We start from the raw sequence: 14,645 nt of genomic DNA on the forward strand, positions 1-14,645 counted from the left end.
AAAGTTGATAGGTGAGATTTTTAATTATCATTAAGAGAATATTATAATTATTAAGACCATGAAAAAACTCGCAAAATATGTTATTTTTAATTTGCTAATTAGGGTTTTTTTAACTCTCGGAGGATTTACAAAAAAGTCTCAATTTAAGGGTATAGCTAATTTTATAGGACATATTGCTTATTTATTACCATGGAAAAGGAAAATAATAGCAAAAGAAAATCTCAAGATAGCCTTCCCTAATATGCCAGAGGAGAACATAAATGCAATACTGAAAAGTTTTATAAAAGAGGTATTTCTAATAGCACTTGAGGCTGCGTCCATAATAAAGAGAAAGGAAAAATTTTCTTCTTACGCATCTGTATGGGGCATTGAAAATTTGGATAATGCCATGAGTAAAGGTAAGGGAGCAATTGCTTTAAGTGGGCACATCGGTAATATAGTTGTTTTAATTGGTTGGTTTGCTGAGAAAGGTTACCCTGTAGCTGTTCTTTTTAAAGAGGGTAGATATTTACCTAAGGGCTTTCTTTATAATCTGATAAAGCGATATGGAGGTTATCCAATCCCCTTTCATTCTGATGAGGAGGTAGTAAGAGAGATAGTAAGGGCTTTGAATAAAAAAATGTTAGTATTTATGCTTGCTGACCAGGCAAGACCGGGTGTTTATGCTAAATTTTTTGATAAATATGTTCAATGCCAGAAAGGAGCTTTTGTTATTTCACAAAGAAAAGGCTCGCCTCTTGTGCCTCTTTTTATTGTAAGAGAGAGCGAAAGATACAGCATAAAGATTTTTCCCCAGATAGATTTGAACTATACTAATTTTTCTTCTTATCAGGATAGAGAAATTAAAATAATTGAAGCAGTCGAAAAATACAACTTTCTACTTGAAAGTTTAATCAGAGAACATCCTGAGCAGTATTATTGGTTTCACAGAAGATTTAAGAAGATGAAGAATTACTAAACTGTAAATTCCACAACTCCCTATAGAGCCCTTCCTTTGCAAGAAGCTCTTCATGAGTTCCTTGTTCAATTATCTGCCCTTTGTCCATTACAATAATCTTATCAGCTCTTTTTATTGTTGAGAGCCTGTGGGCAATTATTATCGTCGTTCTTCCCTTTCTCATCTCCTCAAGGGCTTGCTGTATTTTTTCTTCTGACTCGGTATCAAGTGAGGCTGTTGCTTCATCAAATATTAAAATTCTTGGCTCTCTCAATATAGCCCTGGCAATAGTAATTCTCTGTTTTTGTCCACCTGAGAGTAAAACTCCCTTTTCGCCAACTTTAGAGTCATAACCCTCTGGCAGATTAACTATGAAATTATGAGCATCTGCCATTTTGGCTGCTCTTTCAATATCTTTATTGGTGGAGGATAGATTGCCAAATTTTATGTTATTCATTACGGTGTCATTAAACAAGATAACATCTTGCGTAACCAGGGCAATTTGTGAGCGGAGACTGTGGAGGGATAAATCTCTGATGTTCACGCCATCAATGAGTATGTCACCCTCTGTTGGTGGCCAAAAACCAGCAATTAAATCAGCGATGGTGCTTTTCCCAGCTCCAGAAGGACCTACAATGGCAACAGTTTCACCGGCATTGATAGTAAAGTTAATATTTCTTAAAGCATAATGCTTTGACAGAGGATATTTGAAGGAAACATCTCTGAATACAATGTTCCCTTCAATGGTCTTTTCAATACCCTTTTCCCGTTCGTGTTCAACAAATACTACTTCTCTTAGTCTTTCTATTACATTTCTTCCTCTCTGAAAGGCTGTATTTACTTTGCTTAGTCTCTTCAAGGGTGTATACATTAACATAACCGCTGCTGCAAAGGAGAAAAAATCACCTGAAGATATTTTATCACTCACAACAAGATACCCGCCGTAAAAGAGGATTAAGGCCACGCCAATTCCAGCGATAGTCTCATTTAAAAGATTTGCAAACTCTTCTGTTCTAACCTCTCGCATTACATTTCTGTAGTGCTCCTGAAGAGCCTGTTTATATCTGTCTTTCATATCCTTTTCCATCGTGAAAGCCTTTATAATTTTAATTCCTGTGAGAGTTTCGTGTAGAAGGGTTGTAACTGTAGCAATTCTTAATCTCGTTTTCATTCCGAGTTCTTTCATCTTTTTGCCAACTTTGCCAATTAAATAAACCATCAAAGGCACAACAATAAAGGAAAGCAATGCGAGATCCCATCTTCTGTAGAAGGCTACCACCGCCAGGACAATCACTGTAAATCCCTCTACAAAGAAGTCTTTTATCGTATATGAAACAGTGCTTTTTAGGAGATCAACATCATTTAGCACTTTAGATATTATATTTCCCGAACTGTCTCTACAGAAAAAGGACATTGGTAGCTTTAAAAGTTTTTCATAAACTGCGTCTCTTACTGTTTTTACTATTTTGGCACCTATAGAATTCATGAGATAGTTATTTGCAAATGTAAAAACGCCTCTCAAAGTAAACAAAAGAACTACTCCGAAAGTAATTAGATACAAAAACTCAGAGGATTTTTTTACGAATATTTCATCCATTGCAGGCTTGACTGCCCAGGCAATAGCTCCATTAATTCCTGATATGGCCAAACTGCAGGTTAAAGCAAACAGAAGCCTTAAACGGTGTTCTTTTATTAGTCTCCAGAATACAGCAAAGTCATCTACCCAAGATTTTTTGAATTTAACTTTAAAAAATTTTTCTATTTCCATCGCATCTCCCAAGCTTTTGCATACTTTAAGAAAGAGTAAAAACTATAAAAAACGGCAAGTAGAAGCCCTCTGATTCCGTCGAGAAAGCCAAGCCTTAGGATAAACATCTTTAAAAAAGTAAAAGGTGGCGTAGATAACATTTTGAAAAGTATCCATAATTCAGAGAAATTCTTTTTAGAGATTTCCTCTGCTGAGAGGGTTGAGTAAATCTGCATCTTTTTTATAAAGTCTTCAATACTTTGATAGGTAAAATGAAGAAGAGGTTCTTTGAGGTAAGCTGTTTTACCTTCAACTGTGACTTTTTCATGCACTGCCCGGATTTGCATTTTACTTTTATCCTTTCTGAATAGTCTAACTGTGTAATCAGGCCACCATCCGCTGTGTTTAATCCATTTCCCTAAAAAGTAGTTTTTTCTGGGAATGAGATATGCATCGGCCTCATATTTTGTAATTCTCTCCGAAATCTCTTTTTTTAGTGCTTCCGTAACTCTCTCATCAGCATCAAGTATTAAGACCCACGAAAGAGTGGCTTTATCAATGGCAAACTGTTTTTGTCTGGCAAACCCTCTCCATTCTATTTGAAAAATTTTATCCGTATATTTCTTAGAGATTTCAACGGTTTTATCTTCACTGAAAGCATCGACAATAATAATCTCTTCGAATTCTTTTACAGATTCGAGGGCATCACCAATATTTCTCTCCTCGTTTTTTGTTATGATTGCTACGGAGACTGGAATTTTCAAAAAAGCTTAGCCTCCTATAGTAGACATCGGCCTTAGAGGCTTTGATTCTCTGAGCATACCCTGAGGTTTTAAGTTAATTGTATCTACGATGGCATCTCTTATTTGTCTGTCTGAAGCACCTCCCCTAATAATCCTCTTTAGGTCTATTTCCGCATCTGAGAACAGACATGGTCTTAGTTTACCATCGGCAGTAAGTCTCAATCTGTTGCATCTCACGCAAATGTGTGAGGTCATAGGACTTATAAATCCTAAAATACCCTCGCTTTTTTCAAGCATAAAATACTCAGCTGGCCCTGATTTTTTCATATTTACAGGTATTAATTTTCCAATTTTCTTTTCTATTCTTTCTTTTATCTCATTTTTCGAGATGAAGAACTCTCTGCTCCACGAATTTTGACCAACAGGCATGAACTCTATAAACCTTATCTGGTAGTCAACCTCTCTGCTCCATAGAGCAAAAGTCTCTATTTCATCATCATTAATTCCTCTCATGACAACCATGTTTATTTTCACAGGGTTGAGGCCAACTTTTTTAGCTTCTTCAATTCCTTCTAAAACATCACTTAAACTGCCAAGTCTTGTTATGGTTTTGAATTTATCAGGATTAAGAGAATCAAGACTGACGTTCACCCTTTTTAAGCCTCCCTCCCTTAGCTGTCTTGCAAATTTTTTTAGCAGAACTCCGTTGGTTGTCATGCCAATGTCTTTCAAGCCTTCTAATTTTGAGAGCTTTTCGATAAAAGTAATGATATCTTTTCTTAGAAGTGGTTCTCCGCCTGTAATCCTTACTTTCTTTATTCCCAAATCTACAGCTATTTCTACTATTTTCAGTATTTCCTCATAAGTAAGAATTTCGTCATGAGGAAGAAGGTTTGATATTCCTTCTTCAGGCATGCAGTATATGCATCTGAGATTACATCGGTCTATCACAGATATTCTCAGATAGTCTATTTCTCTGTTGTAACCGTCTTTCATTGTCTATTTTTAGTCTTTGATTTGGGCTTTGAAGTTCTGCTTCCTGAACTCTGACTTTTTAGTATTTCTGCAATCTTCTGCTGAGCTATCTCGGCTTCTTTTGATTTCGGATATCTCTCAATAACTCGTTCAAATACGACTTTTGCTGTTTTCTTGTCTTTTAACTCTAAAAATGCCATTCCTTCTTTCAACATTGCTCCTGGTGCTTTTTCGTGTTTTGGATACTTTTTGAGAAACTCTTCATAGGCTAATATGGCGTCTTCATATTTTTTTTCACTGTAATAGGTCTCTCCAATCCAGAAGTAAGAATTTGGAAGAAGCTCGAAGTCAGGATAGTTCTTTACAATCTCTTCGAATTTAACCCTTGCAGAGGCATACTTTTTTTCTTTTATATCGATGTGAGCAGAGTCATATATTTCCTTTGCTTTTTTAGGAGTTTCAGCTGTTTTTTTCTGTTCTGTTTCTTTATTGGAGACATTCTGTATGCTTTGAGGTGCTGTCTGTGCTAATTTATTCTGCAGCTCTGTAATCTTGTCATTAATCTCTTTAAACTTCTTGTCATTGTTGTATGAGTTTTCTTCAAACCGGCCTTTTAATACTTGTAACTCTCTCACATAATCTTGTGTCTGAGCAATAAGGGTAAGCTGTCCTTCTTTAAGAGCTGTTGCAGTGCTTAAGTCAGAGGACATTTTGTCTACTCTTGTCCTAAGCTCTGAAATATCTTGTCTTAATTGGCTGTTTTCTACGTAGAGTTTTGCAATATCAGCTCGCATCTGCTCGTATTCGCCTGTTGTTACGCATCCTGTTAAGAGACTGAAAGAGGATAAAGCAGCCAAAAATAGTTTAATCTTTTTCTTTGTCATTTCCCCTCCTCAATAAATACGAAATGGGCTCTTCTGTTTTTCTGCCAGCATGCTTCGCTTTGCTCTGTGCATACAGGCTTTTCCTCGCCATAACTGACTATATCTATCCTTGAAGATGGCACGCCAAGAGTCATCAAATACTGCTTTGCTGCATTTGCTCTTTTCTGTCCTAAGGCAAAGTTATATTCATTTGTCCCTCTTTCATCGCAATGTCCTTCTATAATAACTCTCAGGCGAGGATATTTTTGAAGAAAAGAAGCAACTTTTTTTAACATGGGAATATCATTCTGTCTTATGTCGTATTTGTCATAATCGAAATAAATATCTCCGACTTCTTCCTGAATTTTTCTTATTTGCTCTCTTATGTCCTGAGAAGATAACTCGCTAATCTTATTTTCTGCAATCTTATCTTCTTTCTGCAGCATATCATTCGTTTTTGTCTGCTCAGAGGTTACCGTATCTTTCGGAAAATAAATTTTTCGCTCCGCACATCCTAACAATAAGGCCACCATTAATGCTGATATGATCGCAGATTTAAAATGCATTTCATGCCTCCAAAGAACATTTTAACGGCGGGTTTTTATATTGGTTCATACATATATAATACAACAAAAAACTCTTATTTGCTAAGTAAATTCAAAAGTTATAGAAAATTACTTTCTTGACATTATCTCTTCTATTTATTAGGCTTTACCTCTGTCTGTTTCATTCCGAGCTGACTGAAGCGAACTCTGAACCGTATGGAATGGTTCGTGATGAAACTCTTCCGTTCTTAATCATAAAGAATTGCTTAATAAAGTTTTAATATACTATAAAGTTTTTAAATTAAAAATATTATAAGCAAATATTGACAAATAAATATAATATCTAATAAAATTAGAATACTATAAATTTTTAAGAAAATTATAATAAAGGAGGTTGTGATGAGTGTATTACTGCTTGGAGGAATGGACAGGCTTGAAAGGCACTATTTAAATGAAGCAAGCCGAAGGGGTATTAATCTTAAAGTTTTCACTAAGCCCACCAAAGAGATAAGTAGAAAGATTGGTAAGGTTGATGCAATAGTGATATTTACCGATAAGGTTTCTCACTCTATTAAGTATGAAATTGCAAGTTTTGCCAAGGCAAAGGGTATACCTTGCTTTATGTATCACAGTTGTGGTTTATGCACTCTCAGGAAATGTCTTGATTGTCTAAAAAATATTAAACAAAAAGGAGGAGTTGCATGATAAGAATTAATGTTTCAGCCTTAGCTTTATTACTAATTCTTTTCCCTCTATCAGTTCATGCCTTAGACATTACTGACAATCTCTCTGTATCGGGAACAGCAACCACAGTTTATCAGTGGCTTAACCTCACAAAAGGCTATACCGATGAAGAAAATGGCACGAAGAAAAAAGACAGAGGCTCAGCAGTTATTGATTTTAATGTATCTTTCAAACCTTATGAACAAGGTGAACTTTTCCTTCGGGCAAGTTTTGCAAAAGGAGATGGTCTTAAGGCAGTATCTCCTTTTGTGCTATCTCCCAATGCCGATGACCTATTGCATGACTTAAAGAACATAAACGGTCACAGTAGGGACCATCTTCTTGAACTTTGGTATGCCCACAAGTTTGAGCTACAAAAAGAAATGTCTCTTAGAATTCAGGCAGGAATAATAGACTCTACGGCCTTTATAGATGACAATGCCTATGCAAACAGTGAGATTCAACAGTTCATGAATGCTGCTCTGGTAAACAATCCCATAGCAAATCGTCCTACCTATGATGCAGGTGCAGTCATCGAATTTGAATGGGATAAATTCCACCTAAGAGTATTAGGCATGCGTTCAAAGAATGATATTGAAAGAAAATTCAATATAGCAGTAGTGCAAACAGGATATAAGCTTGATACAGAATTAGGTGAGGGTAACTACAGGATTTATGCATACACAACGGACAGGAAATTTCAAAACTGGGATGGTGATTTAAACAAAGCATTAAAAGGAGTTGGAGTCTCCTTCGACCAACAATTAATAAAAGATACTCTCGGAACTTTTTTCAGAGCAGGATGGCAAGATGACTCTGTAAAGACTGACTATCACAGAATGTTTTCCTTTGGAATGAATCTCAACGGAATTATATGGGGAAGAAAGGGGGATGAGATTGGGTTGGGTTATGCTTATTTAAAAAGTCCTTCAAAGAATGAAGAGCTCAAGCACAGTCAGGTATTTGAAAGTTACATAAAGTTTCGACTTTTCTGCTACAAAACTCTTAGCTCAGACATAACCTTTGACTATCAGTATATCCGTGATAGAGCAAGAGAGTCTCAAGACACAAAAGCAGGCAATGTATACGGTATTAGATTAAACTTCAGCTTTTAGAGGAGGCAGATGATGGTTTCAGGGAAAAAGATGCTGTCCCTGAAAGATTTATACATAGGAGAAGCTGCAGAAGTAGTTTTTCTTGACAGCAGGGAAAATCAGGATAAAAGGTTGAGAGATATGGGATTGAGAGAGGGAGTTATTATAGAGTTGATTTCCTATGATTCCCTTATTAATAAGAAAGCTGTTCTGAAGATTAATGAAACCATGCTTGCCTTAGGGATAGAACTTATCGAAAATATCAGAGTAAGACCTATAAAACCTTGGTATAACTTTTATAGAGAAAAAGCTTTTCATGACACACTGACTGGTTGTCTGAATAGAAATGCTGCATTTCTTATCCTCGCTGCTGAATATGAAAAGGCAATGAGTAACAAAATACCTCTTTCCGTAATTCTGATTGATATTGATGATTTTAAGAAAATAAATGATACACATGGTCATACCTTTGGTGACTATGTTTTGCAACAATTAGGTGGCTTGCTTAGGAAGAATTTAAGAAGAACCGATATGGTGTTCCGTTGGGGTGGTGAGGAATTTCTTATAGTGATGAGAGGACTGACAGTTGGAGAGTCTTATATAGTAGCAGAGAGATTAAAGGACTCTGTTTATTTTATTGAATTACCAGATTGTGGTAAGGGATTCCTTAAAATAAGCGCTGGCGTAGATGGTGTTCCACCCTATGTTAATCTCGATGAACTTTTAGAGAGAGTAGACAAAGCTTTGTATGCAGCAAAATCAAGAGGAAAAAATCAGGTTTGCACTTTTTTCTGGAGAAAATACAGTGAGGCTATGTGATTGTATCTATGCTTGAAAGATTCTCCCTTTGAGTATCTCTCAGAGGGTGAATTCTTAAGAAAATGGGAGGAAGGAATGATTCCACTTGCTTTAATTGGAAAAGGAGAAAGAGTAGAAATTATTGATTTGATAAAGAGAGGCAAGGCAATTTTTTGTCATCTAAGGGATATGGGACTGTTTGAGGGAAAAATTATTGAGGTCTTAGACAATCAAAACAAAGGACTTATTATTGTAAAGATTGATAACTCTCGGTTAGCAATTGGAAGAGGTATGGCTATGAAAATAATCGTAAGGAGGCTTACATGAAGCTTAGTGAACTAAAAGTCGGTCAAACTGCAAAAATTCTATCTTTAAGCTCTAAAGGAGCAATAAAAAGGAGGCTTATGGATATGGGTGTGTTAAGCGGTGAAATTCTCAGGATAGAGAAGGTTGCACCTTTAGGCGATCCCATTGATATAGTGATAAAAAATTATCACCTATCATTAAGAAAAAACGAAGCTGACGAGATTGAGGTGGAGGTAATAGAATGAAAAGGCTTACTGTGGCAGTAGCGGGAAATCCGAATTCTGGAAAATCAACTTTGATAAATGCAATTGCAGGAACCTCTTTACAGGTGGGAAACTGGCCAGGCGTTACTGTTGAAAAAAAGATGGCCACACTAAAAATTGAAGACCTTACTATAAAACTTGTTGACCTTCCCGGCACATACAGTCTTAGCCCTTACACGCAAGAAGAGGTTATAGCAAGAGATTTTCTTGTAAAGGAAAAGCCAGACATAATAATTGATGTAGCAGACTCAACCAACCTTGAGAGAAATCTCTACCTTACCGTTCAACTTCTTGAACTTGGAATTCCCGTAATACTTGCTTTAAATATCTTTGATGAGGCAAAGAAAAAAGGCTATGAATTTGACATTGTTAAATTAGAAGAACTTCTTGGCGTAAAAGTTATTCCTACAGTAGCCACAAAGAAAGATGGAGTAGAGGATATTTTGCATTATATCAAGGAATTTGCCGAGGGAAAATCTGTTCATAGCCCTAAAAAAATCAAATATGGCGATGACATAGAGAATTCCTTAAAAATCATAGAAGAGGCTCTTAAGACAAGCAATCCTTCCATCTTAAGCCTGTATCCCTCCAGATGGCTTGCCCTTAAAATTCTTGAGGAAGACCAGCTTGTGCTCAAAGAGACTGGAATAAATGAGGATGCCTACTTTTTGAAGAAAGCAAAAGAGCATTTTATTAATGCCCATGAGGAAGATATCGAATCTATCCTTGCGGACATAAGATATGGTATAGCAAGTGGTGTAACCAGAGAGATTTTAAGCAAAAGAGAAGTTAGAAGGTCAGACCTAACAGAAAGAATTGACAGGGTAGTATTAAACAGATATCTCGGCATCCCCATATTTTTAACTGCCATGTGGCTCGTATTCAAGATAGCCTTTGATTTTTCAAGCCCTCTCAGTGACTGGATTGACTCTACAATAAGCGGAGTTGTTACGAAATGGAGTAAATTTGTTCTCGAAACCATGGGAACTCCTCAATGGCTTGTCTCACTGGCAACAGAGGGAGTTATTGCAGGAGTTGGCGCTGTTTTAGTATTTTTACCGGTAATTGCTGTAATGATGTTCATTATCACTTTTCTTGAGGGAAGCGGATACATGGCAAGGGCTGCTTTTGTTATGGACAGACTTATGCACTACATTGGGCTTCATGGAAAATCCTTTATTCCGATGCTTCTTGGTTTCGGATGCAATGTGCCATCAATCTATGCCACTCGTGTTCTTGAGACAGAGCGCGACAGAAAGCTTACAGCTATGCTTGTTCCACTCATGTCTTGCGGTGCAAGGTTGCCTGTTTATGTAATATTCATCGGAGCATTTTTTGCTCAAAATGCTGCTAATGTTCTTTGGTCTCTGTATGTGCTTGGAATACTGATGGCTGTATTGCTTGGATTATTTCTAAAAAGAACACTTTTTAAGGGTTTTGCTCCCGTCTTCATAATGGAACTTCCTCCTTACAGAGTCCCTGTGCTAAGAGACCTTATGGTGCACACTTGGCAGAAGCTTAAACACTTTGTTGTTAAGGCAGGGACTTATATTTTTGCCGTGTCAATTATAATGTGGTTTTTATTAAATACTCCCTACGGTGTTGAAAAGGAACACTCTATTTTAGGGAGAATAGGAAAAACTATAAGCCCTGTTTTTGCCCCTCTTGGATTTGGCACATGGGAAGCATCATCAAGCCTTGTAGCCGGCCTAATCGCCAAAGAAGTAGTCGTAAGCACCATGGCACAGATATATGTTGATGACAAAGGAGAAAACAAAGGAGAGTCTGAAGCAGCAGAGGTTAATGAAGAGGGTAGAGATGAAAATCTTAAGAAAGAGACGGAAATGGGATTTTTTGAAGATCTTAAAGAGACTGTAATTTCATTTGCAGTCGCAGTCAGAGATTCCTTTGTAAGTTTATTTTCTGGCTTAGGTATACATAGCCTTAAAGCAGAGGAAGATGAGGAGCAAAAAACTCTTCAGTCTAAACTAAAGGGAATTTTTAGCCCCTTAAGTGCTTATGCTTTTTTAGTCTTTGTGCTACTCTACTGGCCATGTGTTGTTGTAGGAATTGCCATGAGGCAGGAGTTTGGAAGCTGGAAGCTTTATGGTCAGACCATGATTATCCATTCAGTTCTTGCTTGGCTTGTTGCTTTTTTAATTTTTCAGGGAGGTAAAATGCTTGGCTTTTAAGGAGGAAAGATATGACCTTCACCGATTTATTGCTTTCAACAGCAATCTTATGTATCGCAGTCTATATTCTTTATCGTTCCATATGGAAAAAGAAAGGTAGTTGCCCTGGCTGCAGCGGATGCTGTTGCTCGAAGATAGAAGATTAGGTTATGAAGAAATGGGGAGATTTTTCTTTTTTAATCTCCCCTCAATGATAGTTTACAAAAGTGATTAATTTGAATATTTTTGTTATAATTTAATGTGACCGATGAACTAAAATTAGAGCTAACGGAGAATCTTGAGGATTATCTACATGATATTTACGATATTCTGAAGAATGCTCCGATTGTCCGCATAAAAGACATTGCAAAAAGAAGAAATGTAAAACTCTCAAGTGTTGTCATTGCTGCGAAAAGCCTTGCAGACAAAGGGCTAATAAACTATCAAAAGTATGGCTACATAACTCTTACTGAAAAGGGATTGGAGATTGCAAAAGAGATAGAAAATAAAAAGAAAATACTCTACAAATTTCTTACAGAGATACTAAAGGTAAGTCACGATTCGGCAATAAGAGATGCCCATAAAATGGAGCATGATTTGTCTGAAGAGACAATTCAGAGGATAATTCAATTTACCAAAAATTGCTCTGAAAACTAAATAAACATTTTCTTAAGACAAAAGAACAAGTATCATAAAACCAGCAAGAATTGTCAATAACGTAATGGGAACTCCAACCTTTAGATACTCGCAGAAGGAAATTTTTACTTTTTGGGACGCAGATTCTATGACTATTATATTGGCGATTGAGCCAACAATTGTTAGATTGCCTGCAAAGGTAGAACTCATTGCAAGACATAACCATGCAAATTCAGAATTTCCAGAGCTGCTTATTAAAGGTTTAAAAATTAAGACAGCAGGGACATTGCTTACTATATTTGACAAAACTGTTGACGATAAAATAAGAGCTAAAGGTGTTTGAACTAAAAGAGCTGCATTGCCAAGAATTCTCTCAAAAAGAACAGAGTTTTCAAATCCTTTTATCACTATGAAAAGACCTATGAACAATATCAAAAGTCTAAAATCGATAAGACTATAAACCTTCTCTGGCTTAATTCTTCTGGTAATGAGAAGAAAGGATGCAACTCCCACAGATACAATCTCAAGAGGTATACCGTAAAAGAAAAGCATTAGAGTGATAATGGCCAAGATAGAAGACTTAATTACAAGAGCTTTGTTGTATCTGTATCTAATTGTCGTTGTTTTTTCAATTTCTTTACGGAGTTCTCTCCGATAGATATAAGCTATTAAAATAAAACAAATTATGAGACCAACCATTGCTACAGGAAACATTTTTAAAAAGAAAGCTCCGTAGCTTATTCCCGAAGCAGAGCCGATTATAATGTTTTGAGGATTGCCTGTTATTGTGGCAACACTTCCTATGTTTGCAGACATGCAGAGGCCTAAAAGATAGGGCTTTGGATTTATATCAAGTTTCTTAGTAAGTTCAACAATAAAGGGAGTAAATATTAAACAAACCGTATCGTTTATAAAAAAGGCTGAAAGAATACCAGATGTAAAAATTATCGCTCCTAAAAGGAGTAAAGGATTTGTTATTTTAGACAGGATAAAGTGTTGAACGAGATTGAAAAAACCTGAAAGTCTTATATTAGCTATTAGAACCATCATTCCGAAAAGAATTATGACTGTCTTATAATCAATTGCCTCGTAGGCATCATAAACTGAGAGTATTTTAAAAATAACCATTAATGAAGCACCTATTATAGCTGCACCAGTCCTGTCTATTCTGAATAAAGGAGGCTGTCCTAAGGCTATAACAGTATATGTAAGCAGAAAAATTACAGAGGCGATATCCATTGGAAGAGTTTATTTTTTGATTATTCTTTCAAGAATTCCCTCGAGTTGGTCGAGGGAGTTGTAATATATCTCAAGTTTACCCCTTTTGCCTTTGTGCAGGATTTTAACTCTTGTTCCCAGTTCGCTGGTTAATCTGTCCTCAAGGTCATTTATTTCGGGGATTTCTTCTTTAACTTTTTTAGATACGGGATTGGTGAATCTTTTAACTAAATCTTCAGTTTGCCTTACGGAGAGAGATTTTTTTATTATCAAAGCAGCCAATTTTTTTTGTTTATCTGTATCATCCAAAGAGAGTATTGCCTTTGCATGTCCAACCGTAATATGCCCTTGTCGTATGTGTTCTTTTATTGCCTCAGGAAGTTTTAAAATTCTTATGAAATTAGCTATGGTAGCTCTGTCTTTTCCAACTCTTTGAGATAGTTCCTCTTGAGTTAGATTAAATTCTTTTATCAATCTTTCAAAGGCCATGGCAGTTTCAATTGGGTCAAGGTCTTCTCTTTGAATGTTTTCAATAAGGGCAATCTCTACAGCTTCAGCAGGAGAGACATCTTTTACTATGGCAGGGATTTTTTCAAGTCCCGCTAATTTTGCTGCTCTCCATCTTCTCTCTCCCGCAATAATTCTAAAAGTTCCATCACCAACTCTTGAGAGAACGATTGGTTGAATGACACCTTTTTCCTTAATTGACTGGGCAAGTTCTTGAAGAGAGTTTTGGTCAAAGCCTGTTCTTGGCTGCGCCATGCCAGGAAGTATTCTCTCTATTTCCACCTCAATCAATAGAGAGTTATTTTGCTCTTTTTCAACTTTTGGTATTAAGGCTTCTAATCCTTTACCTAATGCTTTCTTCATTTAGCATAAACTCCATCGCAAAACTTAAGTAGCTTTGAGAACCTTTTGATTTAATATCATAAAATACTGCTGGTTTGCCGTGGCTTGGTGCTTCAGCCAAAGTAACATTTCTTGGTATGACTGTATTATATACCTTTTTCCCGAAAAATTTTTTCACTTCCTCTGCAACCTGTTTTGAAAGGGTATTCCTTGAGTCGAACATAGTAAGCAGAATTCCCTCAACTTCAAGTTTTGGATTAAAATTTTTAACCAGTTCCACCGTCCTCATTAAAAGTCCAAGTCCTTCAAGGGCATAATACTCACACTGCACGGGAATTAATATGGAGTCGGCACATACAAGACAATTTAGGGTAAGCAGTCCTAAAGAAGGTGGTGCATCAATGAGGACATAGTCAAATTGAGCAGCCACAGGAGTAATGATATTGCGAAGCAAAAACTCTCTATTTTTTCTCTGGATTAGTTCTACCTCAACTCCCACAAGGTCAATAGTTGAGGGAATGAGCCATAAGTTTTCATTTTTAGTTTCTACCCATACGCTTTCGGGTTTTGTTGAGTTTATATAGAGGTCATAAAGGCTTTTTTTGAGTTTTTCTCTGTCAATTCCCAAGCCAGTTGTGAGATTGCCCTGAGGGTCTGAATCAACAAGAAGCACTTTTTTCTTCTCTATTGTCAGACAAGCTCCGAGATTGAGGGTTGTTGTGGTTTTGCCAACTCCACCTTTTTGATTTACTATCGTTACTATTTTGCCCATTTTAT

The 14,645-nt window shown here is 36.5% G+C and carries 17 protein-coding genes; 9 read left to right on the forward strand and 8 right to left on the reverse strand.

Going from position 1 to position 14,645, the window contains the following annotated elements; genetic code table 11:
- Window positions 1-58 precede the first annotated feature (58 nt).
- Complete coding sequence (locus ACZ430_RS08485; protein WP_297210726.1) at window positions 59-958, forward strand: lysophospholipid acyltransferase family protein; 900 nt, start codon at window positions 59-61, stop codon at window positions 956-958.
- Here the strand turns inward: ACZ430_RS08485 and ACZ430_RS08490 are convergent.
- From ACZ430_RS08490 to pal, 5 genes are read right to left on the reverse strand one after another with little or no spacing between them, the layout of a single operon-like run.
- The gene (locus ACZ430_RS08490; protein ID WP_297210729.1) at window positions 936-2,705 is read right to left on the reverse strand and encodes an ABC transporter ATP-binding protein; all 1,770 of its coding nucleotides are present in this window, start codon (window positions 2,703-2,705) and stop codon (window positions 936-938) included. The genes ACZ430_RS08485 and ACZ430_RS08490 overlap by 23 nt on opposite strands.
- On the reverse strand, window positions 2,696-3,448 hold the full coding sequence (locus tag ACZ430_RS08495) for a glycosyltransferase family 2 protein (RefSeq protein WP_297210732.1): 753 nt from the start codon (window positions 3,446-3,448) through the stop codon (window positions 2,696-2,698). Before ACZ430_RS08495 ends, ACZ430_RS08490 begins: the two co-directional genes overlap by 10 nt.
- Window positions 3,449-3,454: 6 nt before the next feature.
- Window positions 3,455-4,423, reverse strand: a complete 969-nt coding sequence (moaA, locus tag ACZ430_RS08500; RefSeq protein ID WP_464910536.1) for a GTP 3',8-cyclase MoaA — start codon at window positions 4,421-4,423, stop codon at window positions 3,455-3,457.
- Complete coding sequence (ybgF, locus tag ACZ430_RS08505; RefSeq protein ID WP_297210737.1) at window positions 4,420-5,286, reverse strand: tol-pal system protein YbgF; 867 nt, start codon at window positions 5,284-5,286, stop codon at window positions 4,420-4,422. Before ybgF ends, moaA begins: the two co-directional genes overlap by 4 nt.
- Window positions 5,283-5,831 (reverse strand): peptidoglycan-associated lipoprotein Pal, encoded by a 549-nt coding sequence (pal, locus tag ACZ430_RS08510; protein ID WP_297210741.1) that lies wholly within the window; start codon window positions 5,829-5,831, stop codon window positions 5,283-5,285. The genes ybgF and pal overlap by 4 nt, the downstream gene beginning before the upstream one ends.
- Before the next feature lie 378 nt (window positions 5,832-6,209).
- Here pal and ACZ430_RS08515 point away from each other — a divergent pair, with 378 nt between their 5' ends.
- The 8 genes from ACZ430_RS08515 to ACZ430_RS08550 all read left to right on the forward strand — a co-directional run bounded on the left by ACZ430_RS08515 (window position 6,210) and on the right by ACZ430_RS08550 (window position 11,822).
- Window positions 6,210-6,515 carry a DUF2325 domain-containing protein gene (locus tag ACZ430_RS08515; RefSeq protein ID WP_297210744.1) on the forward strand — a complete coding sequence of 102 codons (306 nt, stop codon included), beginning with the start codon at window positions 6,210-6,212 and terminating at the stop codon, window positions 6,513-6,515.
- The gene (locus tag ACZ430_RS08520; RefSeq protein WP_297210746.1) at window positions 6,512-7,648 is read left to right on the forward strand and encodes a carbohydrate porin; all 1,137 of its coding nucleotides are present in this window, start codon (window positions 6,512-6,514) and stop codon (window positions 7,646-7,648) included. The genes ACZ430_RS08515 and ACZ430_RS08520 overlap by 4 nt, the downstream gene beginning before the upstream one ends.
- Window positions 7,649-7,657: 9 nt before the next feature.
- Window positions 7,658-8,446: a diguanylate cyclase gene (locus tag ACZ430_RS08525; RefSeq protein ID WP_464910537.1), complete on the forward strand. Its 789-nt coding sequence runs from the start codon at window positions 7,658-7,660 to the stop codon at window positions 8,444-8,446.
- A 75-nt stretch (window positions 8,447-8,521) separates the two neighbouring features.
- Window positions 8,522-8,752, forward strand: coding sequence for a FeoA family protein (locus tag ACZ430_RS08530; protein WP_297210751.1), 231 nt, complete (start codon window positions 8,522-8,524; stop codon window positions 8,750-8,752).
- On the forward strand, window positions 8,749-8,976 hold the full coding sequence (locus ACZ430_RS08535) for a FeoA family protein (protein WP_297210754.1): 228 nt from the start codon (window positions 8,749-8,751) through the stop codon (window positions 8,974-8,976). Before ACZ430_RS08530 ends, ACZ430_RS08535 begins: the two co-directional genes overlap by 4 nt.
- Window positions 8,973-11,186 (forward strand): ferrous iron transport protein B, encoded by a 2,214-nt coding sequence (gene feoB, locus ACZ430_RS08540; protein ID WP_297210757.1) that lies wholly within the window; start codon window positions 8,973-8,975, stop codon window positions 11,184-11,186. Before ACZ430_RS08535 ends, feoB begins: the two co-directional genes overlap by 4 nt.
- A gap of 11 nt (window positions 11,187-11,197) precedes the next feature.
- Window positions 11,198-11,332 (forward strand): FeoB-associated Cys-rich membrane protein, encoded by a 135-nt coding sequence (locus ACZ430_RS08545; protein ID WP_297210759.1) that lies wholly within the window; start codon window positions 11,198-11,200, stop codon window positions 11,330-11,332.
- Window positions 11,333-11,426: 94 nt separating this feature from the next.
- Window positions 11,427-11,822 (forward strand): metal-dependent transcriptional regulator, encoded by a 396-nt coding sequence (locus ACZ430_RS08550; RefSeq protein WP_297210763.1) that lies wholly within the window; start codon window positions 11,427-11,429, stop codon window positions 11,820-11,822.
- 12 nt (window positions 11,823-11,834) lie between these two features.
- Here ACZ430_RS08550 and ACZ430_RS08555 read toward each other — a convergent pair whose 3' ends face one another.
- Genes ACZ430_RS08555 through ACZ430_RS08565 form a run of 3 tightly spaced genes read right to left on the reverse strand, consistent with a single transcriptional unit; the run spans window position 11,835 to window position 14,640 of the window.
- The gene (locus ACZ430_RS08555) at window positions 11,835-13,040 is read right to left on the reverse strand and encodes an anion transporter (protein WP_297210765.1); all 1,206 of its coding nucleotides are present in this window, start codon (window positions 13,038-13,040) and stop codon (window positions 11,835-11,837) included.
- A 9-nt stretch (window positions 13,041-13,049) separates the two neighbouring features.
- Window positions 13,050-13,889: a ParB/RepB/Spo0J family partition protein gene (locus ACZ430_RS08560; protein WP_297210767.1), complete on the reverse strand. Its 840-nt coding sequence runs from the start codon at window positions 13,887-13,889 to the stop codon at window positions 13,050-13,052.
- Window positions 13,870-14,640 (reverse strand): ParA family protein, encoded by a 771-nt coding sequence (locus ACZ430_RS08565; RefSeq protein ID WP_297210771.1) that lies wholly within the window; start codon window positions 14,638-14,640, stop codon window positions 13,870-13,872. Before ACZ430_RS08565 ends, ACZ430_RS08560 begins: the two co-directional genes overlap by 20 nt.
- Window positions 14,641-14,645: the final 5 nt, after the last annotated feature.

This window comes from Thermodesulfovibrio sp. TK500a, from assembly GCF_055381765.1.